The sequence below is a fragment of the Thermostilla marina genome (assembly GCF_054657455.1).
Map to the genome: position 1 here is coordinate 635,927 of NZ_BAAHYR010000001.1, position 24,465 is coordinate 660,391.

The window sequence follows — 24,465 nt, forward strand, 5'->3', positions numbered from 1 at the left end:
TAAGCCGAAGTCGGCGATTCACCGCGTCTCAACGCGGCAAGGCCGACCACGGGGCCTGGTAGTCGGCTTCGACCGTTTCGGTGTACACGCCGACGACATTGTTCACCAGCACGCCTTGGGCCTCGAATGGAATACCGTCGCCGTCGGTGTCGCCGTTGGCCGACCAGTTCGGGCTCCAGTCGGGGCCGGCCAAGGTCAGTTCGCGGGCATACCGGTTGTTGTTCGTGTTGATGATCTCCCCGGTGGCGATCACGCGATACCACAAGAAGACGTTCCGCGGCGGCTGGTTCGGCAGCCCCCAAGCCAGGTTGCCGCAAACGAGCATCCACTCGCCTTCGTGAATCGACAGGTATTCGTAGGGATCGTAGCCTGCGGTGTTGTCGAAGGTGAGGCGGACATCGCCGCCCCCGGTGCCGGTCCCTAAGAAGTTCACCCGCACGACCCGTTCGACGGGTGCACCGTTGTCGACGTTCGTCGGCTCGAGCAGGTTCCGTTTGCGGTAGACGACCACCGATACGTTTTGCGCGAATCGCTCGAACGACGGGCCGATCAGGCCCGGACCGGGCGGAGCGGTGACGACCGTCGACGGCGCCGGGGTCACCGTCACCATCCACGAGTAGTCGCCGTATTCGGCTTCGTTCAGCAGCGTTCCCGCCGTGGGCGTGTCGCCTGCCCGACGCGGAAACGGCACCGATTGGCCGGTGTCGGTGGCGAACAGCAGACGCGGTCGCGCGTCACCGCTGCGGTCGATCACCAAATCGTCGTGCCAGGTGAACAGGTCGTCGAAAACGGAAACTTGCGAGGCCGGGGCGATCGGCAGATTCAGCGACACGCGATGCATCTTCAGCGGAATACCGCCCAGGTCGAAGGGGAACGTGTACGCCGCCGGATAGGCGCTAGCCGGCATCCGCGACAAATACATCGGGTCGATGCAGTACGCGGCGAAGGGATCGATAGGCACGGATGGGCGTCCCGGTTGGATCCACAGGTTCGGATTCAACCATTCGCGGACGCGTACCTCGCGCATGCCCGCCCTGCCGCATGCCGCGGCGCGATCGGCCACGGCCGTCCGGGCGATCGCCAGATTCGCGATCGGTATCAAAGCCGCGACGCCCAACAGGCCGATCGTCAAGACGAACATCGAGATCAAGACTTCCAGCAGGCTGAAGCCGCCGCGCGCGGCCGGTCGGCTGCGATGCCCGATCGCGGCAATCCGAACCATGCCGGATACACGGTTGCGTCTCACGTCATCGGCCTCCTATCCCTTGGAAGTGTCGCGCGTACTCGCGGGCCTCGGCGACGTCGGCAGGAACGCCTCCGCCCGATGGTGCGGCGACCGGAGCGGCGGTCGTCAGGCCCGAATTCGCGTTCACGACCACCCAAAGGTTTTGAATGTCTTGCCAGTTGAACAGGCCGTCTTCGGCCATCGGCGTGCCGCTTCCGGCAGTTGCCGGCATGCGATCCCAGCGACCGATCAGCAGGAAGATCGGTTCCGTCACCCGCTGCTCGATCGACTGGTGGTAGATGCGATCCACGGAACCCTCCGGCCCGAACATGATGATGACCGGTGAATCGTCCTGGATGCCGTTCGTGTTGTCGCCGTCTTTGTCGATCGGTTGGAACGCGGGACCGGCGGGCGGCGTGGCGGTGAGCATCGTGTCGGTTCCCGAGGCCGCCAGATCGATCACCGTCCGGCCGGGAAGCCGCAGCGGGGCGGCAGCGGTCGTTTCGGGACGCCGTTCGATCGAAAACGGCAGCGGCAAGGAAGCGCTCGACGGCACGTTCCACGGGGCCGCCGGATCGGTCACGACCGGATAGGGTAAACGCCCTACCGTGCTCGGAATGGCGGCGGTCAGCGGTTGTCCCGCTTGGATCACTTCGCAGTTCACCTTGCCGTCGCCGTCGGTGTCGGGACCGAGCAAGCGAAACGGCGGATCGCGATAGTTGAGGCGAATTGGGTCGCCCACGTAAACCGGGAGAAAGCCGCCGCTGATCTGTGCTACCTCGCCCGACGACGGAAAACGAATTTGCAGAACCGACGGGGTGCCGGCAAGGATGCGGACCTGGACTCGGGCGGTGGTCGTATCGCCCGCATATGGCGGCGGGACTTCGGCCATCCGCAAGGTCACGGCCGCCTCGGGTTGTCGCTGGAGCCGTTCGATGAGTACGCCCACCGGGCGGCCCGTTTCCATCGCTCGGTTCCGTGCCGCGGCGAAATAGGCGTTCACCGCCCGCGACGCCTCGCGCACGCGACGCGATTCCATCATCGGTCGCAGTCGCGGTACCGCTACCGCCAACATCAAGATGATGATCGAGACGACGATCAACAGCTCGACCAGCGTGACGCCCGCCCGGCGGGGAACACCCCGGCGAGCGACATGCGATCGAGCCGGCAACCGGAAGTCAAGTCGCATCAGTCGACTCCTTCCAGGAGATGGTTATGAATGTTGTCGAAGTGGGCGCGATACTCGGCGCTGGTACTGGGCACGGGACCGCCGATCGGGCTCGAATACCAGTTTTGCCATTGCTCGTAGTACACCCACTTTTCACCCGGACCACTGGGATTCGGTTCGCCGACGACCAGCCCCTTCTTCCCGTCGGGACCGGCGGAGTAGATCAACGGCACCAATCGCCAAGCCCCGGGATCGACCCGCAACGGATCGAACGGATCGTGGTCTTCCTGGGCTGCGCGGGCGGCATCGTTCGGATGGGCCTGGATGTCGGACTCGGTGAACGCCGGAGCGTAGCGGATGAAATTGATCGGATGTCCCCAACCGTCGATGAATTCGAGATAGCCGTCGTTGTCGACGTCGCCGATCTCGTTGTCCGAGAACAACTCCCGCGAACCGCGACTGCCGACCGTCACCGTCAGGTAGAGCGCCTCGGCCGAGTCATATTCGGGAGTGGGCGGCGCCGCCTGGTAGCGACGATAGTACTGCATTGCCAGCGAGGTCCGCGGCAACACGGCCGTAATCTGGTTGCCGCCGACGTTCTGCGTGAACGTCAACGGAAAGGGAACGCGCGACGGGGCCGGGTTGATGTCGTCGTAGCGGTCGGGCATCTCCATCGCCATCACCATCCGGATCGCCCACAGCCGAAACTTGGCGGCCACGACCGGCGGCATCTTCGGCGGACGCGCCTGCGGCACCCCGTTGACCTGGTACTGCAAGTCGACCCGTCGCGTGCGGAAGTTGTCGTATTGCGCCATGATCACTTCGTTGATCTTGGCGATGGTGGCGCGGGTTTTCGCGATGCGAGCGGCTTCGCGGGCCTGCCGCAACGCCCCGAACACCAAGCCCGCCAAAATCGCGATGATCACGACCGCCACCAGCAATTCGACCAGTGTAAAACCGGTCCGCGGCGATCGGGCGCGAAGACGCGTGTATCGGCTCATTCGACCTCATCCTCCAGCTTGGCGACGAAGTTCGTCACGTTGTCGTAATCTCCGTCGCTGAATCCTTCGGCACTGACGGTAAAGCGGAAGGCGGCCGGCGGATTGCTCGGGGGAATCGGGGTGCTGAAGACGCCGTCCAAGCCGCAATGAATGATCTGGAATTTTTCGGGTTCACGCCATTGACGTTGCACGGCCGGGTTGCCCGGCGAACCGTTCGCGGGTCCCTTCAGATAGGGAACGGCTACGTTCGTCGGCTGGTAGGTGAACGACGCCGGAATGAACGCGCCGCCGTCGACCATCCCGTACTCGTAGCGGCCGGTCGTCTTGTCACGCCCGGAGCGGAAGTACACCAGCGGACTCGAGCTGTTCGGATCGCCGATGGGATAGTAGTACAGGTTGATGATTTGACTGGCGGGGTTGTTCGGATCGACCCGCACGACGTAAATCTTGTCGGGATCGAAATCGTACAACGGTTCCTGGCGAGGTTGTCCGTACTGGAACGGATTCGCCGGATCGGCGTGGAACCCGGCCGGTTGATAGGAAACGCCCGGCTGCGGAGCCTCGGCCGGCAACCCGCCCAGCCAAAAGACCAGCGCTGTGGCCGGGTTGAACTGCCCCGGGTCCATGTTCACCGCATTCAAGGCTGTCTGGAAAGCGGTGACCGGATCGGCGCCGGGAGCGAACTTCGGCCAACGTTTGCGCAGGTGTCGGCGAAGATCTTCGACGGCCTTGTTTTGGACGTTGACGCCGGCGCTGCCGTCGAGTCCCCAGAAGTCGGGCGGGAATTCGCCGTACTCGCTCTTATAGGTGATCAGCGCGGCCTCGATCTGCCGCATTTCGGTATGGATGGCGGCCTCCCGCGCCCGCGCTCTGGCGTAAATCGCCGCAGCCGATATCAGGCTCGCCAAGATGCCGATGATCACGATGACCGTCAGCAGTTCGACCAGCGTGAACGCCGATCGACGGTGGTTCCGAAATGCTCGCATCGGACGATTACCTCCCGGCCGAACCCCGGCCGCTGTGGTGGATGGAGATGACGTGTTCGCTTCGCAGGGGCGGACGCCTCCGGCGCACGCGAAGTACCGGCACCGACAGCCCGTGAAACGGCGCCCCGAGGCGGCGACCGCTTTCCTCCGTCGGGCGTCGCAAGAGCGGCCGGCGTTCCGCGGAAACCCTGTTTTCGAAATGCGGCAGCAGGTCCACGCAGACGTCCCTTGCTTGCCGAAAATCCGTGTTGCCCTTCGTGTTCGCCGAGTCGTTCCCGGCGGTCGTTGCCGGCCCGTCGTGCCGCCTTGCCTGCGGCAACCTGTTCGGCGCGTTCCTGGTCGTCGCGGCCGATCGCCCTTTGCGGACGATCACCCGGTCAGCTTTTGGATCAGCGAAATCAACGGCAGGAACAACGCAATCACGATGAACCCCACCAACACACCCAGCACGATGATCAACAACGGCTCCATCAAGCTGAGCAAGCTCTCGGTGAGGATTTCCACTTCTTCGTCGTAGTTGTCGGCGATCTTGTACAGCATTTCGTCCAGTTCACCGGTTTCCTCACCTACGTCGATCATGTTGATCGCGATGTCTTCCATGATCGGTGCGTTGTACCGAGTGAGATACAACAGCAATCCGATGACGGGAATCACGGTGAACCAGAAGAACGCGGCCACGGGATGGAACCCGGGACGCGAATAGTCTTTCATCGGCTTGGAGATCGTCTCACCGTCGCGAATCGCATCGAGGACCTGCTGGAACATCTTCTCGAACACGGCGTTGTTGGCCGTTTCGCGCGTAATGGTGAGCGCCTCCAAAATGGGCACGCCGCTGGACACCAACGTACCCAACGTTCGCGTCGTGCGCGCAATGATGTTCTTTTCGACCAGTTGGCCGAAGATGGGCATTTTCAATTTGAATAAGTCCCAGCCGAATCGCCCGTGGTAGAAACTTGTCACCAGTTTCAAAAACAGCCATAACCCCAACGGTACCCCCGGCAGGAGGAACCAGTAATTGATCACCGTCTCCGAGGCGGTGATGAGAATTTGCGTCATGGCGGGCAAATCGGTCTCGAATTCCTCGAAGATCTTTTGGAACTGGGGAACGATCTTCATCATGATGAAGGTCAAGATCGCCGCGGCGAATGTAATGACCGCCACGGGATAGACCATCGCCCCGCGGACTTTCCGCTTCAACCACAACGCCCGCGTTTGGAATTCGGCCAGACGCCGCAAGATGACTTCCAGGGCACCACCGGCCTCACCGGCCTTGACCATGTTGACATACAGGCGGTCGAAGGCCTTGGGCGATTTGGCCATCGCCTCGGAAAGGGTCGCCCCGCCTTCGATCTCTTCGATCACGTCGATCAGGGCGTTTTTCAGGCTGCCGATCAGCGACGGCTTACACTGGGCCTCGAGGATTTTGAGGCTGCGCAAAATGGGCAAACCGGCGTCCTGCAACACCGAAAGCTGTTTCGTGAACGTAGTGAGGACCTTTTGGTTGACGCGGCCGACCGAAAAGGTCTTCCCGCTTTTTCCTTTGGTGGGGCCGGAGGATTTCTTTTCTTTGACGGGCGTGATCTTCGTGACGTAATAGCCCATCTGCCGAATCGTTTGTTCGGCTTCGTCCTGCGTAGCGGCCTCGAGGACGTCCTTGATCTCCTGGCCCGTGTTGTCCATCGCCTCGAACTGAAACTTCGGCATGGCTCCGGCTCCCTCACCTCACTTGGGGCAGCGTTGTGTTCGGGTTGTTCGATTGGGCATTTCGGCCGGTCGTTCGAAAACCGCCCGACCGCCCGGCGTCAGGCTTCGATCGTGGTTTCGCGGACGACCTCTTCGACGGTCGTCGTCCCGTCGAAGATTTTTTCCAGACCGTAGGTCCGCAGGGTCCGCATTCCGGAGCGGACGGCGGCATCCCGCAAAACTTCGGTCGAGGCCCCCTTGTTGATCAGGTCACGAATCTGGTCGTTGATCAGCATGAACTCGAAAATACCGGTTCGCCCCTTGTAGCCGGTGTTGTTACACGCGGCACAACCGCGACCGCGGTAGAACGTTTTTCCGGCGACGTCCTCGGGCGTCAGTTCCAATTCGGCCAACGTTTCGGTCGAAGGAATGGTCGGCTCGCGGCATTCGGGACAAATTCGCCGCACCAATCGCTGGGCCAGGATCGCTTCGACGGTGGCCGTGATGAGGAACGGTTCGATCCCCATGTCGCGCAAGCGGGCGATGCTGCTGGGGGCGTCGTTGGTGTGCAGCGTGCTGAACACCAAGTGCCCGGTGAGCGACGCCTGAATGGCGATCTCGGCCGTTTCGAGGTCACGGATCTCACCGACCAGGATGATGTCGGGGTCGTGACGCAAGATCGCCCGCAAACAAGCCGCAAACGAGTTCCCGATGTCGGGATCGATCGGCACCTGAACCAACCCGTCGATCGTGTATTCGACGGGGTCCTCGGTGGTGATGATCTTGTCTTCGATCGAGTTGAGTTCGTTGAGGGCGCCGTACAGGGTGGTCGTCTTTCCCGAGCCGGTCGGGCCGGTAACGAGAACGATTCCGTTCGGGCGGCGGATCACCTCGCGGAACTGGGCCAGCGTGGTCGAGTCCATCCCCACATTGGCCAAGTCGAGGGAGACAACTGAGCGGTCCAACACCCGCATGACGACGCTCTCACCGAACATCGTCGGCAGCACGCTCACGCGAAGATCGACCGGGTGCCCGCCCACCGTTAGGCGAATCTTGCCGTCTTGCGGCAAACGCCGTTCGGCGATGTCGAGGTTCGCCATGACCTTGATCCGGGTCGTGATGGCGAACGCCAAATGCCGCGGCGGAGGCACCATCTCGTACAACACGCCGTCGGCCCGGATCCGAATCTTGAATTCGTTTTCGAACGGCTCGAAGTGCAAGTCGCTGGCATGGTCCTTGATCGCCATCAACAAGACCATGTTCAGCAGCTTGCGGACGGGCGCGCTGTCGGCCAACGCCTCGACGCTGGTCAGGTCGAGGGGACCGTCTTCGGCCAGCGCCTGGGCCGCCTTGTTGAGCTCTTCATCCTCTTCGATTTGCTTGATGACGCCCTCGACGCTCTCGGTTCCCGAATAGTACCGGTCCAACGCCTGACGGATTTCCCGCTCGGTCGCGACCACCGGTTTTACGTCGTAGCCCAAGAACGTCCGCAACTCGTCGATGATCGACAGCTTTTGCGGCTCGCACATGGCGACTGTGAGCGTGTTGTCGCGCAGCGCGATGGGGATGATCTTGTAAAGCTGCGCCATCGGCTCGGTGATGCGGGCGAGCACCTCGGGCGGCACGACGATGTCGGCCAACTGCACGACCGGCAGATTGAACTGTTCGCCGAGGGCCTGCGCGAGTTGGTCCTCGGTGATCATGTTCATCCGCAACGCGATCTGGCCGAGCAGCTCGTCCGGCTTCGCCTTCTTTTCTTGCAGCAGAAGTTCCAGTTGTTGCTCGGTAATGAACCCGAGGTCGACCAGTACCTGTCCGATCCGCCTGAGTGCCATGGGAAAACTCGCTTACCGGCTGTCGCTGTCGTCTCTCTTTTTTTCCCGGTGAAAACCGCCGCGTGCAAAACGTCACATTGCTTCGCGGGCCATCCGGCGTTTGGCTTCTTCCTCGTCTTCGAACATCCCGCGTTCGGCGCGAGCGATCTTGGCCGCCAACTCGTCGGGGTTGTTCGCCTTGACCAGTACTTCCCGCTTTTCCACAATCCCCTGTTCCCAAAGGCGGAACAGGTGGTCGTCCAAAAGCTGCATCCCCAGTTTGTGGCCGGTTTGGATCGCCGAGTTGATCCGGAACGTCTTGTTCTCGCGGATCAGGTTCGCGATGGCGGGCGTGACGACGAGCATTTCGTACGCCGCGACGCGTCCCCCGCCGATCTTGGGCAACAAGGCCTGCGAGAGGATGCCGATGATCGACGTCGAAAGCTGCGTCCGAATCTGCTCCTGTTGATTGGTCGGGAAGACGTCGATGATACGGTTGACGGTCCCTTGAGCGCCTGTGGTGTGCAATGTGCCGAACACCACGTGCCCGGTTTCGGCCGCCGTGATCGCCGCTTCGATCGTTTCCAAGTCACGCATTTCCCCGACCAGGATGATGTCGGGGTCTTGGCGCAACGCCCGGCGGATGGCCTCGGCGAAACTGGGGACGTCGACGCCCACCTCGCGTTGGTTCACCGTGCAGCGCTTGTGGGTGTGATAGAACTCGATCGGGTCTTCGATGGTGATGATGTGGTGATCGACGTGCTCGTTCAAATAGTCGATGGCCGCGGCCAGCGTGGTCGATTTACCGGAACCGGTGGGGCCGGTCACCAGGATCAAACCTCGCGGACGCATGATCAATTCAGCGAGCACCGGCGGCGTGCCCAACTCTTCAAAGTTCATCAAGCGATTCGGGATTTGACGCAGCACCATGGCCACGTATCCCTTTTGCTTGAAGACCGACACACGAAACCGGGCCTGATCACCGAAAGCGAAACCGAAGTCGGTACCGCCCACCTCCTGCAATTCCTGCTGGCACCGCTCCGGTGTGATACTTTTCATCAACGCAACGGTATCTTCCGGTTCCAAGACTTTCGTCTCGAGGCGGACCATGCGGCCGTCGAGACGCAAAACCGGCGGTTGCCCCACGGTGATGTGCAAGTCGGAAGCCTTGCGGTTGATCACCGTCTGAAGAAGTTTGTCGATGAGAATCTGCGCCATGGATCTACTTCCGTTCCTATGTGCCCTTCAATGTCCCGCGCCTCCGCCGGATCGTGCGGCCTTGGAACAGCCCGCGTCTCCCGGCAGCCTTCGGCGGCGACCGCCCCGAGGGCGTCGAATCCAAATGTCGATGAGATCCCGTTTGTTTCGGCCGGAATCGGCCGATGACGAGAGAAAGGTGCAAACCTCCGCCGCCGGGCGATTATTCGGTTCGCGCACGCCCCGAGCAACCAAGGCGCCTTCACGCGGTCCGAAACGACCGGCAAACTCGGTTTTCTGCGCCGGCCGCATGCCCTCGCACGAAAAGCCGCTCGCTTCCACTCGTGCCGTATGACGTTTAGTTCTCTCCCTCGCCCGGACGGGCAACCGTCAACAGCTCCTCCAGCGTCGTGCGCCCCTGAAGTGCTTTGTTCAGCCCGTCCATAAACAATGTCTTCATTCCTTCGGAAATTGCAGCCCGCCGCAACTCGGGAGCCGGCGCGCCTTTGAAGGTCAATTCCCGAATCTTTGCCGACAATAGCATGAGCTCGAAAATACCCATTCGGCCTCGGTAGCCCGAGCCGTTGCACTGGCTGCAACCTTTGCCCCGCTGGAAGGTGGCGTTCGCCACTTGTTCCGGCGTGAGCCCAGCCGCCTCGATCGCCGCCTCGCTCGGCTGGTACGGCTGCTTGCAGTTTTCGCAGACGACGCGCACCAGCCGCTGGGCCATGATCGCCACGACGGAGCTGGCCACCAGATAGGCGGGGACGCCCATGTCGACGAGACGTGTAATAGAACTGGGCGCATCGTTCGTATGTAGTGTACTGAAAACAAGGTGTCCAGTCAAAGAAGCCTGGATACCCATCTGCGCCGTTTCCAGGTCACGCATTTCTCCCACAAGGATCACGTTCGGCGCCTGACGCAACATCGCCCGGATCACCCGCGCGAAATCCAACCCGATGTCGTGGCGAATCTCCACCTGATTGATTCCCGGCAGGTAGTATTCGACCGGGTCTTCGGCGGTGATGATCTTTCGGTCGGGTGTATTCAATTCGTTGAGAGCCGCGTAGAGGGAGGTCGTCTTCCCCGATCCGGTGGGGCCCGTCACCAGGATGATCCCGTTCGGCCGCCGGATTAATTGCCGGAATCGCTGGTAGTCATCTTCCGAGAACCCCAATTGCCGCAGGCCGACCTTGATGTTGTCCTTGTCCAGAATCCGCATCACGACGGCTTGACCCCACGCACTGGGGAGGACACTCACCCGCAAGTCGAGCTGCTTCTCGCCGACGGTGATCTTGATTCGGCCGTCCTGCGGTCGGCGCCGTTCGGCGATATCCATCTTCGCCAAAATCTTGATACGCGACAAAATCGCCCCCAACAACCGGCGGGGGGCATTGTCCCGCTCGACCAGGTAGCCGTCGACGCGGTACCGGATGCGCACCCGGTCTTCGAACGGTTCGATGTGGATATCCGACGCGCGCAGCTGGACCGCTTCGCTGATGATCAAGTGAACGAGCTTGACGACCGGTGCGCTCGAGTCGTCGATCCCCTCTTCGCCGAGCATGTCCGTCGTTTCTTCTGTCTCGGTGAAGTCGATTTGGGTATCGGTCGTCTCCCCTAGAATGGTGTCCTGACTCTCCCCGGATGTCTGGCCGTAGTAGCGGTTGATCGCCTCGATGATCGATTCCCGCGGCGCAAGACAGATTTCGATCGGGCGGTTCAAAATGAATCGGAGCTTTTCGAAGGTGGGAAAGTCATCGGGGTCGGCCACGACGACGCGGATTTGACCGTCTTCTTCGGCCAAGGGGAGGACGACGTTTTCGCGGGCGGTCGATTCGGGCAACAGTTCGAGCACGCTGGGCGATACCGAGATGTGCGACAGGTTCACATACTGAAGCCCGTGTTGCTGGGCCATCGCCTTGGTGACTTCTTCGGCGGTCGCGTAGCCCAGGCGAACGAGTGCATCCGGCAGCGACATGCCGGCGTTGTCCGCCATCTGTTTTGCCTCGGCCAGTTGGTCCACGCTGATGACGCCCTGCTGGACCAACAATTCGGCATACGTCGTCCGTTTGACTGCCATAATCGCCCTCGACTATTCGACAAAGCCCCACCAAAGAAAAGGTAGCAGGCGCGAAAGACAAGCCGCACCGACAAGGGAGCGAAGCGCGCATACCGCACTCGCCGCCCCGAGGATTCCTTCTTCACCCTAGTAATCGATCTGGCGAATGTCAACGTTTGTCCACGTTTTCACGTCCACGCAACTTGTCTCGATGCGCGTCATGCGGCGACGCGCACTTGCCGGATCGTGCAGCGCGCGTCGCGCTCCGCGAGATTTCCGGAGACGCATGGCGCCGCCGAACCGGCAAGAAAAGAGTTTCCGCCCGCCGAGGTCGCAAGTACAGTAAAACGTCGGTCCGACCCGACGGACGGCGAATGCCGCGCAAGGCCGTCTGCGTGGTCGGGAGTCCTGTCCGGCTGCCTGCCGAATCCTGCCCGCGAGGTCGATCATGAACGCACTCCCCTTCTTGATGTTGCTGGTCGGTGTGTCGGCCGGCGAACCGTTCGAAGCGACGCTTTCGCCGGTGCCCATGGAAAGCTACGTGTTGCAAGAGCCGGTGCTTACCTGGACCCCCGATGCCGGAGTCGACGCCTGGCAGCCCGTGCACAATTGTGCGATTCGCACGGTCGAGGGTGCGTTGCGCGTCGACGCCCTTGGTGACGATCCCTATTTTCACCGCCCGATCAACGTCACCGGCGAGGCCTATCGCTTGTCGTTCCGCGCGCGAAACGACAACGGCACGACCGGGTCGATTTACTGGGTCACCGACCGTTCGCGCAACTGGGGCGAAGACAAGAGTCGTCATTTTCGGTTGCACAGCGACGGCAAGTGGCACGACTACACGGTCGATTTTCAGGCACCGGGACGCCTGCTTGCTCTCCGGATCGATCCCGGCGGTTCCGCGGGCTTCATGGAGTTTGCCGAGTTGACGCTGCGGCGGATGCGACGGCATCCGATCGGCTTTCAGGCATTGCGTTGCGACGGCAAGCAGGCGGTGCTGGTCGTAAAAAACGAAGGCGACACACCGTTGACCTTTCACGACGGCGAACGCACGTATCGACCGGCGCCCGGCGAGACGGTCGAGGTCGTGCGTGAACTGTCGGGCAAACGAGCCGTCGAGTCGGTTCGCTTCCGCCTGGAAAGCCCGGGCGTCACGCCGATCGAGCGCGTGATCTGCGTGTATCACGACGATGCGCCCGCCGCCTGGAAGCCGCTCGGCACGCTACGACTCGACGACGGCTCTCCGGCCGTGCTCGAACTCGACGAGCACGCCGTCGCGGTGCGGTTGCGACAAGAGGATCGCACGAAGGCGGTCGTGGCTCCGCTGGTCTGGGAGCCTTCCACGGGCGCGCTGCCGGAGTTTACCGCGACAATCGAATCGGCAGGCGCACGGCTGAACGGCACGCTGGGCGGTCGGCCGGTGAACGTCGTCATTCGGATCGAGGGCGATACGGTCGTGTTTGCCGTTCAAGGACAGGGGACGCTCGAAGGGCCGGTCGTCCGGGTACCGGGGTCCATCGAACAAGGACTGCTGGCGGGAGTGGAGCACTTGGGCAAGGGGGAGCACAGCTCGACGAAACTGGACATCGAGACCGACGAGTTTCTCCGCTTCGCGCCCGATCCGCTGAAGATCACGATGCCGTTGATGCACATCTCGACGGCCGAAATCTCGGCGGCCGTCCTGTGGCGCGACATGTGGTTGCAACCGACGTTTGCCGTTCCCAACTTTTACGACGCGGCGAACGAATCCCGCATGAGTCTGCGGGGTGAAGAGATCCAGGCGGTCGTCCGCTTCGGACGCCACACGCTCGAAGACGACGTCTTGTGGGCGGTTCGACGCCGAGGGCTGCCGCCGCTGCCTGCGCCGCCGCGAAGCCGCAGCGAGCAATGGGAACTGTGCCGTCGATGTCTCACGGAAGGCCCCATTCACAACGAAAATGGGTGGGGGCACTGTGTCGAAGACCGCTGGCCGCGAAACTTTTTCGCCGATATCGCCACGGCCGTATGGCGACTGACCGGTGAGATTCCCGAGTTGCCGCGTTTGGTGCCGGGCGGAAGCCACATTCGCGACGAGGCGATTTATTTCGTAACCGGTCGCGCCGAGCAGTGGCTGGCGATGCGTCGCAACCGCGTGCAGGGCCTGATCCGTTCGCAGCAGCCCGACGGCTCGTATCGGTACGACGGCAAGTACGCGCGCGGGCACTTCGAGAATACCGCTTCGGGCGTTTGTGCGCGACCGGCTTTTGAATTGCTCGATTTCGCGCGATTGACCGGCGACGCCGCCGCCCGCGAGGCGGGATTGCGAACCCTGGAGTACATGAAGCGATTTCGCACGCCGCGGGGGGCGCAGGTGTGGGAAATCCCCCTGCACACGCCCGACATCTTGGCGTCGGGGTACCTGGTGCTGGCCTATGTGCGCGGTTATCAGTTGACCGGCGACGAGACATATCTCGCCGAGGCTCGCCGTTGGGCGCTCTCCGGCGTTCCGTTCGTCTACCAGTGGGGCCGATACCCCATCATGACCTATGCGACGATTCCCGTGTTGGGCGCGACGAACTGGCGGGCTCCCAACTGGATCGGCCTGCCCGTACAATGGTGTGGATTGGTGTACGCGTACGGCCTTGCCGAGTTGGCCCCGCTGGACGATACACTCGACTGGCACACGCTGGCCGAGGGCATCTTGATCGCGGGCGAGCAAATGCAGGTTCCGCCCGAGGAAGGCGCACTTGCCGGCCTGTTGCCCGATTCGTTCACTCTCGATGTGCAACGACGCAATCCGGCGATGATTAACCCGGCAGGTCTGGTCGCCTTGCGATTGAAACTTGAAGGTCGGTCGGTCGATCTGAACGCGGTCGTTTTGAAGGGGCATCACGTCGCAGGCCCGTTTCCGCTGGTGGTCGAGGACGATCGCGTCGTCAGCCGCGGAAAGCCCGGCATCGAATACCAGGTCGTGATCGACGGAACGCGGGTCGTTTCGCTGCAATCGACGGGAAGCGACACGATTCCGCTCGAGTGATCGCGGGTGTCCGCGTGTCCTTCGAACGTACCGCATACGGAACAGTCGTCGCGAGGAAGAGGCACCCATGAACCGCGCTCAAGTCGTGCAGATGTGTTGTCGTCGAGTCGTATGGATGGCGGGCCTGCCTTTGTTGCTGGCATGCGTCGGATGTCCCGAGCAGGCACCGCCTCCGGCATCGAACGACGAGAGCGGCAACGTCGGCGTGAACGGTGTCCACTACACCGACAAGACTCCCGAAGAATGGCTCAAGCTGATGCGCAGCGCCAATCCGCAAGTGCGGGATCGGGCCATCGACGCGATTTTGTTGTACGGTCCCGATCAGGTTCCGGCGCTGGCCGCGATGCTGAAAGATCCGAAGGCCGGCCCGGGGCGTTTGGCCGCTGCGCGGGCATTGGGGGCGTTCGGCACCAAAGCCCGCTCGGCTGTGCCCGCCTTGACGGCGATGATGGAGGACGCTTCGGATCCCTATCGCGACGCTGCGGCCGAAGCTTTGGGCGAAGTCGGGGCGGGCGATCCGCAGGCGGTTGCAGCGCTGCAGCGCGCGGCCGAAGATGAGGATCCGCTCATGCGAATGACGGCATTGCGGGCGTTGCGACGATTGGGCGCCGACGACGAGAAGACCGTCCGCTGCTTTGCCGCGGCATTGGAAGACGCCGATGTGAACGTCCAAATGGCGGCGTTGGAAGGCTTGCGGCGACTGGGTGCGAAAGCGGCACCAGCCCGGTCGGCGTTGGAAAAGGCCGCGCAGTCGCCCAATCCGCTGATCGGTGAACCGGCGAAAGAAATCCTGAAGTCGCTGCCCTGATCCGCCGCTTCGGCGGCATGGAATCGGTCCGTGTGGATGATCCACGGCCCGTCGCACTCGATCGCGCGGGCCGTCGTTTTTTGCCGAACAAGCGAACGAGAGAAAGCACCTCGAGCAGCAACTCGATGAAACCGAAAACGATCAACCTGATTCAACTGAATACGGCCGTGCTTTTGTGGGGCGGAACGGCTATGTTCGGCAAAGGTATTTCATTGCCGGCATTGCACATTACGTGCTTTCGGTCGTTCATTGCCGCGGCGGCGCTGTGGATTTTCTTGATGGTGATGCGGCAGCCGGTTCGCATTCGTTCGATCCGGCATTACGGCGTGATGGCGGCGCTGGGATTTTGCCTGTGCATGCACTGGGCCCTCTACTTTATGGCGTTGAAGATTTCGACGGCCGCGGTGGCGATCTTGGCGATTCACACCTATCCGGTGATTACCGCCTTGATCGAACCGTTCTTGTTTCGCGAGAAACTCAAAGGGGTGGACGTGATCCTGGCCGTGCTCGTGTTCGCGGGTGTGGTGATCATGACACCGTCGCCCGATCCGAGCAACGCCACCACCCGCGGCATCCTGTTGGGAATCGCCTCGGGCTTGTTCTTCATGGTGCGCAATCTGCTCACCCGCAAATACGTGCAGCAGTATTCCAGTTCGACGCTGATGTTCTGGCAAGTCTTGGTGACCGGCATCCTGTTGTTGCCGGTGGTGCTCGTGGACCGTTCGACCGGCTATGTACCGCGCGACGTGGGGTTGTTGTTCTTGCTGGGAATCGTCTTCACCGCGTTGCCGCACACGTTGTTTTCGGCCAGTTTTCGGCACTTGAGCGCCAAGACGGTCGGCATACTGGCAACATTGTTGCCGTTGTACGCGGGAATCTTGGGGTACTTCATCCACGGCGAGACGGCCACGTGGCGCACGCTCGCCGGAGGGGCCGTGATCCTCGGCGGTATCGTCTTGGAGACGTTGCGACACGTCGGTCGAGAATCTCGCGCTCGACTCGAACTCGACGAGACCTGATTCGGTCCGCCTATCGGACTGGGGCGTTTCACCCTTCGATGACGCCCAGGGCGATTTCGACCTTGCCGAACGGCGCGCTCACTTGAATGCCTGCGACACGCTCGCGGACGCGTTCCACCGATTCGCGGGCGATTTCGATGCCCGTCTTTAGTTGGTCTTCCCGCGTCTTCGCCGCTTCCATCCGCTGCATGACGACATCGGGAATGACCACGCCGGGCACTTCGTTTTTCAAGAACGTGGCGTTGCGGAAGCTGGCCAACGGCCAGATACCGGCGATGACGGGGATCGGAATGTCGCCGATTTCATCCAAGAATCGCAACAAGGCGTCGGGATCGAAAACCGGTTGCGTGATGGCGAATTCGGCACCGGCGTCGATCTTTTGGCGGAACCGGTCGATCTCGCGGGCTTTGTCGATCGCCGTGGGATCGAGCCCCACGCCCATCACGGCGGCGGTCGGCGGGTCGATCGCCTGGCCGCCGAGGTCGATCCCCTCGTTGAGCCGCTTTTGCACGGCGGTCATTCCGATCGAATCGGTGTCGAACACCCCTGTTGCATGCGGATAGTTGCCCAACTTCGGCGGGTCGCCCGTGACGAACAAGATATTTCGGATCCCACAGGCGGCGCAGGCGAGCAGATCGGCTTGCATGCCGATCAGGTTCCGGTCGCGGCAGCAAAAGTGCAAGATGACCTCGATCATCGCCTCGCGCTGAATGCGATCGGCGGTAATCAGCGGCGAAATGCGCGAACTGGCCCGCGGACCGTCGGGAATGTTCACTGCGTCCACACCGTGGCGATACAACAAGCGGCTCTTCTCGATGATCGAGCCGAGGTCGTATCCCCGCGGCGGGACCAACTCGACCGAAGTCACCCATTGGCTGTGGGCCAACCGCCAGGCAAAGCGTGATCGTTGGGCGAAGGGTACCGGTTCCTTGCGTTCGACCGGCTCGGTCGGTTCGAGGACGACCGGCTTCACGCGCGCGCGGGTGAGCGGCTTGACGGCATCGGCCACGGCTCGGATATGATCGGGCGTCGTGCCGCAGCATCCGCCTACGCCGGCCACGCCCAGGCTGATGTATCGCTTGGCGTACTCGGCCAGGTACTCGGGCGAACACAGGTAGATGCGCCGATTCTCGACTTCTTTGGGCACGCCCGCATTCGGTTCGACGATCAACGGCCGATCGATCATCCGGATGAGCTTCTCGACGGGGGCCAGCAAACCGTGCGGCCCGCTGCCGCAGTTCAAGCCCCAGGCGATCGGCATGGGATATTCCTCGGGAAGCGGGGCGAACACGTGCTCGACCGATTCACCGGAGGCCGTTTCGCCGTCTTCGTAGATCGCCACCGAAACGACGAAGGGCACGTCCGGTCGCGACTGCATCGCCAGTGCACAGCGCAAGACGGCCTCGCGGCCCGGTTGCGTCTCGAAGAGGATGAAATCGACGCCGCCTTCGATCAACGCATCGACCTGTTCGCGCAGGGCGGCAACGCCGTTGTCTTCTTCCCGGCCCGGGTTGAACGGACCGATCGAACCGGCGACGTAGACGGGGCGATCGGCGGCGTCGGCGACTTCGCGAGCCAAGCGGGCGCCTGCGGTGATGATGTCGCGTTGACGCTCGGCCAGGCCGAATTTTTCCAGGGCCGGACGGTTGGCGCCGAAGGTGTTCGTCGTCAGCACGTCGGCCCCGGCGGCACAATAATCGCTGTGGATGCCGCGGATCAATTTCGGATCCGACAGCGACAACTCGTCGAAACAGCGGTTCGTGAAGACGTGATGCCGGTAGATCTCCGTCCCCATCGCCCCGTCGAAAACGACGATTCCCTGCTTGATGAATTCCGCAAAGCTCGGCCGTTCACTCATCGCCGGTGATTCCTCGCATTCGAACCGGTCGGTCGCCCATGTACGGCACGACCGGTATACGATCGGGCGGTTCACCCCAAACAACAAGGCGACCGGCGAAACGAAACGGTTTCGCCGATCGCTCGATTTTTCGGATCGTCATCGCCCGGCCCGCCTGCATCGGCCGCGGGGATCGAGCGACCCTATCCAAGGTAACGAATCTCGGGCGTCGTGGTAAGACGCGTCGATTCGAGAAAATCACAACGCACGGCGACGTCCCCCCGGGCGTTACCGGAGATCGTCACCCGGTTCTTCGGGATCAGAAGCCGCCCGGTCCGGGGCCGAACTCCGCGCCGGGCCCGCCGGGGCCGATCGGCAAATCGCCCTCTTCGATTCCCATTTTGGCGGCTGCGCCGATCAGCTTGAGGAAGTCCTCTTCGACCGAAATCCGGGTCGTGTTCGCGTTGTTCGCCGGGTCGACGGTTACGAGAATCACGATGCGGTCGTTGTCACCAAGATTTTGGGCGGCTTCCACCAATTCTTGGAATTCGGCGTCCTTTTCGTCCTCGGGCGTCACGGCTGCGACAAAATCGAGGAGCGGCTTGAACTTGAGGTACGCTTCGACGGGGGCGACCTTTTGCGGTCCCGCGGCCTGGGAATCATCGATGGCCTTCTTGAGCACGTTGATTCCATCGGAGCCCACGGCGAAGGCAATCGCCTCGTCGGAGAACGCCAACACCGCTTCGATCTTCGCGCCGAAGACCCGGAAGACTTCCTCCGGAGCCTCGTCGGTGGGCACGGTCAACACGTGCAAGTCGTATCCCTTGTACGATTCGGCGTCGATCTTCAAGGAATCGGCAAGGTCCTCGTCGTCTTCCATCGCCTGTTGCAGCAGGTCTTTGATCTGGGCTTCCAGATCACGTGCCGCGGCGAAGGTGCACACACCGACGCCCGAGACGGTGTTGTCGGCAAGGCTCAGCGAAGCCGCGATCTCGAAGGTACCTTTCTCGAGGGTGGCGAGCATGCCGTCGACAATCGTGTCGATCAGCTTCGAGACGATCTTGCGTTCTTTCTTCGACAGGTCACTTTCTTCTTCCAACTCGCTCTTGACGGCCGCCATGTAGAAGTCGACCATCCCTTTGACTTGCTCGACCTGGTTCGTTTCGGCCTTGACCGTTTCGCGGACGACCACGGCAGAATCGGGGAGGACGAACCCGCTGAATTGCGTCTCAACGGTGCCGTTGAGCGCAATTTGCTTTGCCAAATCGGTATCGGGCAGAACGACTTGGACGATCGACAAGGCGAGGTCGCCCTTGCTTTCATCCAGCGACAGGCCGATCGACAACGTGTCGATCTCTTGGATGGCCTGCTGCTGCTGCTGGATGGACATTTCCATCATTTTCTTGCGGGCGGCGAACATCTCGTCCGATTCGTCCGGCTCTTGTTGCAGCCCTTGTTGGATACCCTGCTGCAACAGTGCGATGCCCATCTGCCGGAACATTTCGGGTATGTTCTGGATCCACACTTTGGCGACGATGTCTTCTTCGCCCGTCGCTTGCGACAGCAAATCACCGGGGGCCGAAACGGCGTTCAGGGTGTTCTGATCGTTCGTCACGATCGCCCAGCCGTCTTTCTCGGTCACGAAGATTTGCTGGTCGCCCGTGTCGATCGTGTAGACGCCGTCGGCCGGTTCGAGCGGTCCAAAAAAACCTTCCAACAGCTTCATGGCCGCCGACATATCGGTGACGGGGATGCAGCCGTACATGTAGAACTGGATCCCGTCGGTCTGGACGACGACGCCCGCCGGACGCACCGGGTCGATTCCCGGAATCTTGCCGTCAGGGCTGCCCAAGCCTGCCAGTTGCTGGTTGACCATCTCGGCCAACTGCGGCATCTCGGCGAGTTTGCCGACATACTTCACGTCTTCCAAGAATCGGTCGACGCCTGCCACGCCGACCACCGCGACCGTCTTCATTTCGACGCCGGTCGCACCGCCCGGCTGGGCGGAAACCATCTGTGGGGCCACCGCCATGGCGCACAGCGCCATCGCCGACACAACCCAATTCCGCAACATACCTAATTTCACAGGGAACCCTCCTTCATACAGCACTAAACCAGGGGCAACATACGGCCGATGATCGATCGGCGGTCGATCCGTACTCCGACCGCAATGACATGCAACGCCGTTATCTCCAACACATCCGGCAGGCGATCGGTCACACGATTGGAAGGGATTTTCTCTCCCCCATCTTAGATGGCCTGCTCGGTTTGGGGGGCGCTTTGCACCGGTATACCGGAAAGCAGCACACGGATTATAGGGAATGTTTTCGACCGAATCGAGCGCCGAACTAAGGATTCGGCATCTCGGTTCTTAAACAATGATTCGCAATAGATGCCCCGATCTTGCCGTGGATCGCGGATGAGGCGGATGAATACGAGAAACGCACTGTCATGGACGCGGCGTGATCGGGGTAGTTCCGCGGGCGACGACCGAATCGTCTTGGTCAACGCCCGGGGCTACGTGTCCCAGCCGGTTCAAGAACAAATTGTCGTCGGCCGGGGGCAATTTTGCGCAGGTCAGATACGACACGTGGCCGTCTTCGAAGAGCACGTTTCGACCGCGGCATCCATGCGGACCGCGTACATGGTCGCCGCTGCCGGCGACGTCTTCCAACGGCGGATCGGCCATTACGGCGTACGTGGACCGGTTCAAACAGCGGACCGGCCGGTACTCACCGTGCAACACATACCCCAGCGTGTAGCCGTACACTTGGGATAGATTGCCGAGTTCCGGCGACGCCGAACATTCGCTCGCAGAGGCCGAAGCGGCGAACGAGGGCGCCGGTCCCTTCGGCGGCGACGCCGGACAATACAGCGACGTGGGGGCCGAAATATATCCCGTCTCGAGCAACAGCGGCGCATAAAAACCCGCCACAACGGGTTCGTCTCGCTGCGGCGGGGCGGGAAAGAAGCCGTCGAATTGATCGGCGTAGGTCCCCAATGCAATCGACAGCCGATGCAGGTTTTCGCGACACTGGGCGATGCGGGCATCGGCGCGGGCGTGTTCGATCGCGGGGAACACCAACATCGCCAGTAAGACCACCGCCGCGGCTGCCGCCAGCGCATCGAGCCAGCTCAACGAACGCGAGGGCGCCGGAGGCTCGGGCAACGGCGAAGGCGCGTCTTCGGCGTTTCGCGGACCGCATCCGACCAATGCAACGGCACGGCAAGTGCGTTCAGCCAATCCGGCAGGCGGGGCGTAAGACTCGGCGGAATCGAGGTGGGCGCAAAGGGTTTTCAGCTCACGAAGCCGTGCCGCCAAATGCGGATCGGCGGCCAAGCGGCGTTCGATCTCCGAGGTTTCCGAATCGTCGAGGCATCCTCGCAAGAAGCCCAACAGTTCGGCATCGGAGACGTCAGTCATGACCGGCGGCTTGTTGCGGAAGGAGCGATTCCAACTTGCGAATTGCAGCATTGATCCGGCTCTTCACCGTCCCCACCGGAATCGAGAGAACCTCGGCTGCTTCGCGATACTTCAACCCTTGATAATATACCAACAGCAACACCTGGCGGAACATTTCGGGCAGCTCATCGACCGCCCGGCGGACGTCGTCGGTATCTTCCACCGCCGCGAGCAAGCGATCCGGCTCGGCGGTTTCCGATTCGACGATGTCGGCCAGTTTGCCGCTGTGATCTTCCGTCTGCGAATCCAAGCTGAGCATCCGATGGCGGCGATTCCGGCGCTGCGCGTCGATGGCCTGGTTGGTCGCCACCGTGTAAAGCCACGGCCGCACGCGTCGCGAGGCATCGAACTGTTCGCACTTCAAATGGACCTGAAGAAACGTGCTTTGGAACACGTCCTCGGCCATTTGCGCGTCGCCTAGGAATTGCCGCAAATAGCTGTACAATTCCCGCTCGTAACGACGAACCAGCTCTTCGAATGCCTTGCGTTCGCCGGTTTCGCGGTATTCGACAAGCAATTCCTCGTCGGACCGTTCGGCGCGGGGCGGACGGCATCGCTCAGGATTCGGGTTGCGAACGGTGCTTCTCATCCGGTTTACGCGTTCGCCTACAGAAAAGTTCGCATTTCTTCGGCCGGACCGACGATCGGAACGCCGTTGGGATTCGTGCCGGGAACTTCTTCGTTGCTGGTAGCAAATCATTCTACGCGCTTCCTTCGGCTATTCCGGATGGTTGAACGTATTTTTGACACAACTGCTTCAACCGTCGCGACGACGCCCAGTTTTATTGCAACCGGCGTGCCGTTCACTGTAAGAACGAAAAAAATCCCGTTCCGAGGCCTGTTTGTCTTCGCAACCCATGAAATGGCAATAGTTTGCAGAAACTTTATTTTGCAGAAAAAATCAGGTATTGGAATGCCGAAATAGTGGAAGAATGTACAATCTTCCGCCGCCGTGCCGATCTCCGTGCGGTCGTCCGCGGAAATCCGTGACCGAAAGCCGCCGGCATCGATCCCTCTTGTGAGGGGTGCGCTCGAAAGTGTCTCGCCGGCGCGATGCCTCGGTTCCGGAGCGGCTGACTCAGAAAAGCCGCCCCTGTGTCGGACCGTCGATATGTTTCGCCTGAATGCCGGCATCCAGCAGGCGATCGACGAACGAACGCGGGCCGTGCGTGCAATAGACGATCTCGGGACGCACCCGGTCGATCAGGGCAAACAGCTCGTCATAATCGGCGTGGTCCGAAAGCGGAACAGCCGCGTCGGCCGGAAGGCGATACGCCGCTCCCGGATGAACGGCCCAACCGGTCAGCAAAATTCGAAATGCCGGATATCCAAAATTCGGCATCTTCGCCTGCGGCGGGAGAACGACGACCTCCTCCGGCGCGACCGCCGTCCCTTCGAGCCGTCGGTATTCACCCAGTGCCACCCCGAACCGCCCGTAGATCGCGCTGATTTCATAGACGGCCGGGTGTTGGACGACCGGTTGTCCGGCATCGGTCAAAATCCGGGTCGCCTCTTGGGCTTTGCCCAACGAATAGGCGACGACGACGGGGATCTTGCCTCGCGTTCGTGCAGTTTCGACCTGCTCGAGCAGCATCGCCGCCGCTTTCTCGCGGGGCGGAAATCGATACTCGGGCGCACCGTAGGTGCATTCGGTGATGAGAATATCGGCTTGCGGCGGTTCGGCCTGCCGTACCGTGAGCGAGGGACGAAGCTTGAAATCGCCCGTGTACAGCAGCCGCGAACCGTTCTCCTCGGCCAGCAACATGGCCGATCCCAGGCAATGGCCCGCCGGAAAGACGGTCAATCGCGTGCCGTTCCACTCGATGGGCCGACCATATTCCATTTCGCGGACCGGATGGTTGCCGCGGCGAAGACGATACAAGGCGGCCGTTTCGGGCGTGCACAAGGCATACGCATGCGAGGCCAGATGGTCGGCATGGGCATGGGAGATGAATCCGCACGGTTGGCGGCGCCGGAAGTCGATCGCCACGCCCGCGCGGGTCAACCGAATTCCGCCGTCGTAATGAAACGCCACACCCGAATTGCGGACCGGGCCGCCGGAAACGGACACGGAAAACCTCGTCGATCGAGTTTCGGAAAGCTACCAGGATTGTTCGGGAGCCACGGTCCTCCCCCCGAAAGCGGTTTCTATAGCCGAGCGGTTCTCCCGGACACATCCCCGCACGGGGGAGGGGGTCGGTTGTATCGTACTCGCTACGGTCTAAACTGAATAGTTTCGGCCGATCGGATAGAGGCTTCCGGGTGCGCGATTGCTCCCGAGGAAACGCTTTCCCCGCAAGACGAGGTGCCGCATGTCTTCCCATGCCTCCTTGATTACCGAAACTACCGACGCTTCGTTTGAAGCGGATGTGATCCAGCGTTCGTTCGACACGTTGGTGGTGGTGGATTTTTGGGCGGCTTGGTGCGGGCCGTGCCGGATGCTGGGGCCGATCCTCGAAAAGCTGGCCCGCGAAATGCAAGGACAGTTCGTTTTGGTGAAGGCCGACACCGAGAAGGTGCCTCGTGCCGCCGCGGAATTCGGCGTGTCGTCGATTCCGGCGGTGTTTGCCGTTCGCGAGGGGCGCGTGATCGATCAATTCGTGGGAGCCTTGCCCGAACCGCAAATCCGGGCCTGGATCGAATCGCTTCAGCCCTCTGAAGACGAAATCCTCGCGCAAGAGGGCGAAAAGCTGATGGCCGCCGATCCCCAGGCGGCCGAGGCGAAGTTCCAAGAGGCCTTGGCCAAGAACGTCCACAATCTTCGCGCCCTGAAAGGGTTGGCGATGCTTTACCGCGATCGCGGTGAACGGGACAAGGCACGCGAACTCCTCGAAGAACCGGCCAAGGCGGGGGCATTGGATGCCGAAGCCGAAAAGATACTCGCCGAATTGAGACTCGGTGATGCGGTCGGCGACGACGAATTGCAATCGCTGCGCGAGCGGGCCGATGCCGACCCGAACGACGGTGCGGCGCAGCTTGCGTTGGCCAAGGCGTGCGCTGCTGGGGGCAACTACGAGGAGGCCATGGAACGCGCCTTGACCGCCTTTCAGAACGATCGCGCCGCAAGCGGCGATGCCGCCCGCGAGTTCCTCGTCCAACTGTTCCAGCTTCTCGGTGAAGACGATCCTCGCACCGCCGAGTATCGACGCCGGTTGACGATGCTCATGTATTGAGCTTCGGCGGTCGTGT

The 24,465-nt window shown here is 61.7% G+C and carries 18 protein-coding genes; 4 read left to right on the forward strand and 14 right to left on the reverse strand.

Translation table 11 applies throughout. The features are described 5' to 3' along the window. Positions 1 to 28 precede the first annotated feature (28 nt). From ACYQ2I_RS02195 to ACYQ2I_RS02230, 8 genes are all read right to left on the reverse strand, one after another. A complete protein-coding gene (locus tag ACYQ2I_RS02195; protein ID WP_460165351.1) occupies positions 29 to 1,246 on the reverse strand; it encodes a type IV pilus modification PilV family protein in 1,218 nt (405 codons plus the stop codon). 1 nt (position 1,247) lies between these two features. After that, the gene (locus ACYQ2I_RS02200; protein ID WP_460165352.1) at positions 1,248 to 2,414 is read right to left on the reverse strand and encodes a pilus assembly FimT family protein; all 1,167 of its coding nucleotides are present in this window, start codon (positions 2,412 to 2,414) and stop codon (positions 1,248 to 1,250) included. Next, positions 2,414 to 3,394 carry a type II secretion system protein gene (locus tag ACYQ2I_RS02205; protein ID WP_460165353.1) on the reverse strand — a complete coding sequence of 327 codons (981 nt, stop codon included), beginning with the start codon at positions 3,392 to 3,394 and terminating at the stop codon, positions 2,414 to 2,416. The genes ACYQ2I_RS02200 and ACYQ2I_RS02205 overlap by 1 nt, the downstream gene beginning before the upstream one ends. Then, entirely contained in the window at positions 3,391 to 4,380 is a 990-nt protein-coding gene (locus ACYQ2I_RS02210; RefSeq protein WP_460165354.1) for a type II secretion system protein, read from the reverse strand. Before ACYQ2I_RS02210 ends, ACYQ2I_RS02205 begins: the two co-directional genes overlap by 4 nt. Positions 4,381 to 4,749: 369 nt before the next feature. Further along, positions 4,750 to 6,084, reverse strand: coding sequence for a type II secretion system F family protein (locus tag ACYQ2I_RS02215; protein WP_460165355.1), 1,335 nt, complete (start codon positions 6,082 to 6,084; stop codon positions 4,750 to 4,752). Positions 6,085 to 6,182: 98 nt separating this feature from the next. Next, positions 6,183 to 7,898 (reverse strand): GspE/PulE family protein, encoded by a 1,716-nt coding sequence (locus ACYQ2I_RS02220; protein ID WP_460165356.1) that lies wholly within the window; start codon positions 7,896 to 7,898, stop codon positions 6,183 to 6,185. A gap of 72 nt (positions 7,899 to 7,970) precedes the next feature. Continuing rightward, positions 7,971 to 9,095 carry a type IV pilus twitching motility protein PilT gene (locus ACYQ2I_RS02225; protein WP_460165357.1) on the reverse strand — a complete coding sequence of 375 codons (1,125 nt, stop codon included), beginning with the start codon at positions 9,093 to 9,095 and terminating at the stop codon, positions 7,971 to 7,973. A 337-nt stretch (positions 9,096 to 9,432) separates the two neighbouring features. Further along, a complete protein-coding gene (locus tag ACYQ2I_RS02230) occupies positions 9,433 to 11,154 on the reverse strand; it encodes a GspE/PulE family protein (RefSeq protein ID WP_460165358.1) in 1,722 nt (573 codons plus the stop codon). Positions 11,155 to 11,581: 427 nt separating this feature from the next. Between ACYQ2I_RS02230 and ACYQ2I_RS02235 the strand changes: the two genes are divergently transcribed. The 3 genes from ACYQ2I_RS02235 (at position 11,582) to ACYQ2I_RS02245 (ending at position 15,976) form a co-directional block, all read left to right on the forward strand. Next, positions 11,582 to 14,149, forward strand: coding sequence for a glycoside hydrolase family protein (locus ACYQ2I_RS02235; RefSeq protein ID WP_460165359.1), 2,568 nt, complete (start codon positions 11,582 to 11,584; stop codon positions 14,147 to 14,149). A gap of 67 nt (positions 14,150 to 14,216) precedes the next feature. Next, positions 14,217 to 14,957: a HEAT repeat domain-containing protein gene (locus ACYQ2I_RS02240; RefSeq protein ID WP_460165360.1), complete on the forward strand. Its 741-nt coding sequence runs from the start codon at positions 14,217 to 14,219 to the stop codon at positions 14,955 to 14,957. A gap of 125 nt (positions 14,958 to 15,082) precedes the next feature. Then, a complete protein-coding gene (locus ACYQ2I_RS02245) occupies positions 15,083 to 15,976 on the forward strand; it encodes a DMT family transporter (protein WP_460165361.1) in 894 nt (297 codons plus the stop codon). A 28-nt stretch (positions 15,977 to 16,004) separates the two neighbouring features. On the opposite strand, the gene ACYQ2I_RS02250 is transcribed toward ACYQ2I_RS02245, so the two are convergent. From ACYQ2I_RS02250 to ACYQ2I_RS02275, 6 genes are all read right to left on the reverse strand, one after another. Continuing rightward, positions 16,005 to 17,834, reverse strand: coding sequence for a bifunctional homocysteine S-methyltransferase/methylenetetrahydrofolate reductase (locus ACYQ2I_RS02250; protein ID WP_460165362.1), 1,830 nt, complete (start codon positions 17,832 to 17,834; stop codon positions 16,005 to 16,007). Then, positions 17,827 to 17,976 (reverse strand): hypothetical protein, encoded by a 150-nt coding sequence (locus ACYQ2I_RS02255; RefSeq protein WP_460165363.1) that lies wholly within the window; start codon positions 17,974 to 17,976, stop codon positions 17,827 to 17,829. Before ACYQ2I_RS02255 ends, ACYQ2I_RS02250 begins: the two co-directional genes overlap by 8 nt. 156 nt (positions 17,977 to 18,132) lie before the next feature. Next, entirely contained in the window at positions 18,133 to 19,899 is a 1,767-nt protein-coding gene (locus ACYQ2I_RS02260) for a hypothetical protein (protein WP_460165364.1), read from the reverse strand. Between the two features lie 363 nt (positions 19,900 to 20,262). Next, complete coding sequence (locus ACYQ2I_RS02265) at positions 20,263 to 21,237, reverse strand: anti-sigma factor (RefSeq protein WP_460165365.1); 975 nt, start codon at positions 21,235 to 21,237, stop codon at positions 20,263 to 20,265. After that, positions 21,230 to 21,865, reverse strand: coding sequence for an RNA polymerase sigma factor (locus ACYQ2I_RS02270; RefSeq protein WP_460165366.1), 636 nt, complete (start codon positions 21,863 to 21,865; stop codon positions 21,230 to 21,232). The genes ACYQ2I_RS02265 and ACYQ2I_RS02270 overlap by 8 nt, the downstream gene beginning before the upstream one ends. Before the next feature lie 489 nt (positions 21,866 to 22,354). Continuing rightward, positions 22,355 to 23,347, reverse strand: a complete 993-nt coding sequence (locus ACYQ2I_RS02275) for an MBL fold metallo-hydrolase RNA specificity domain-containing protein (RefSeq protein ID WP_460165367.1) — start codon at positions 23,345 to 23,347, stop codon at positions 22,355 to 22,357. Positions 23,348 to 23,588: 241 nt separating this feature from the next. Here ACYQ2I_RS02275 and trxA point away from each other — a divergent pair, with 241 nt between their 5' ends. Beyond that, positions 23,589 to 24,449, forward strand: a complete 861-nt coding sequence (gene trxA / locus ACYQ2I_RS02280; RefSeq protein ID WP_460165368.1) for a thioredoxin — start codon at positions 23,589 to 23,591, stop codon at positions 24,447 to 24,449. Positions 24,450 to 24,465: the final 16 nt, after the last annotated feature.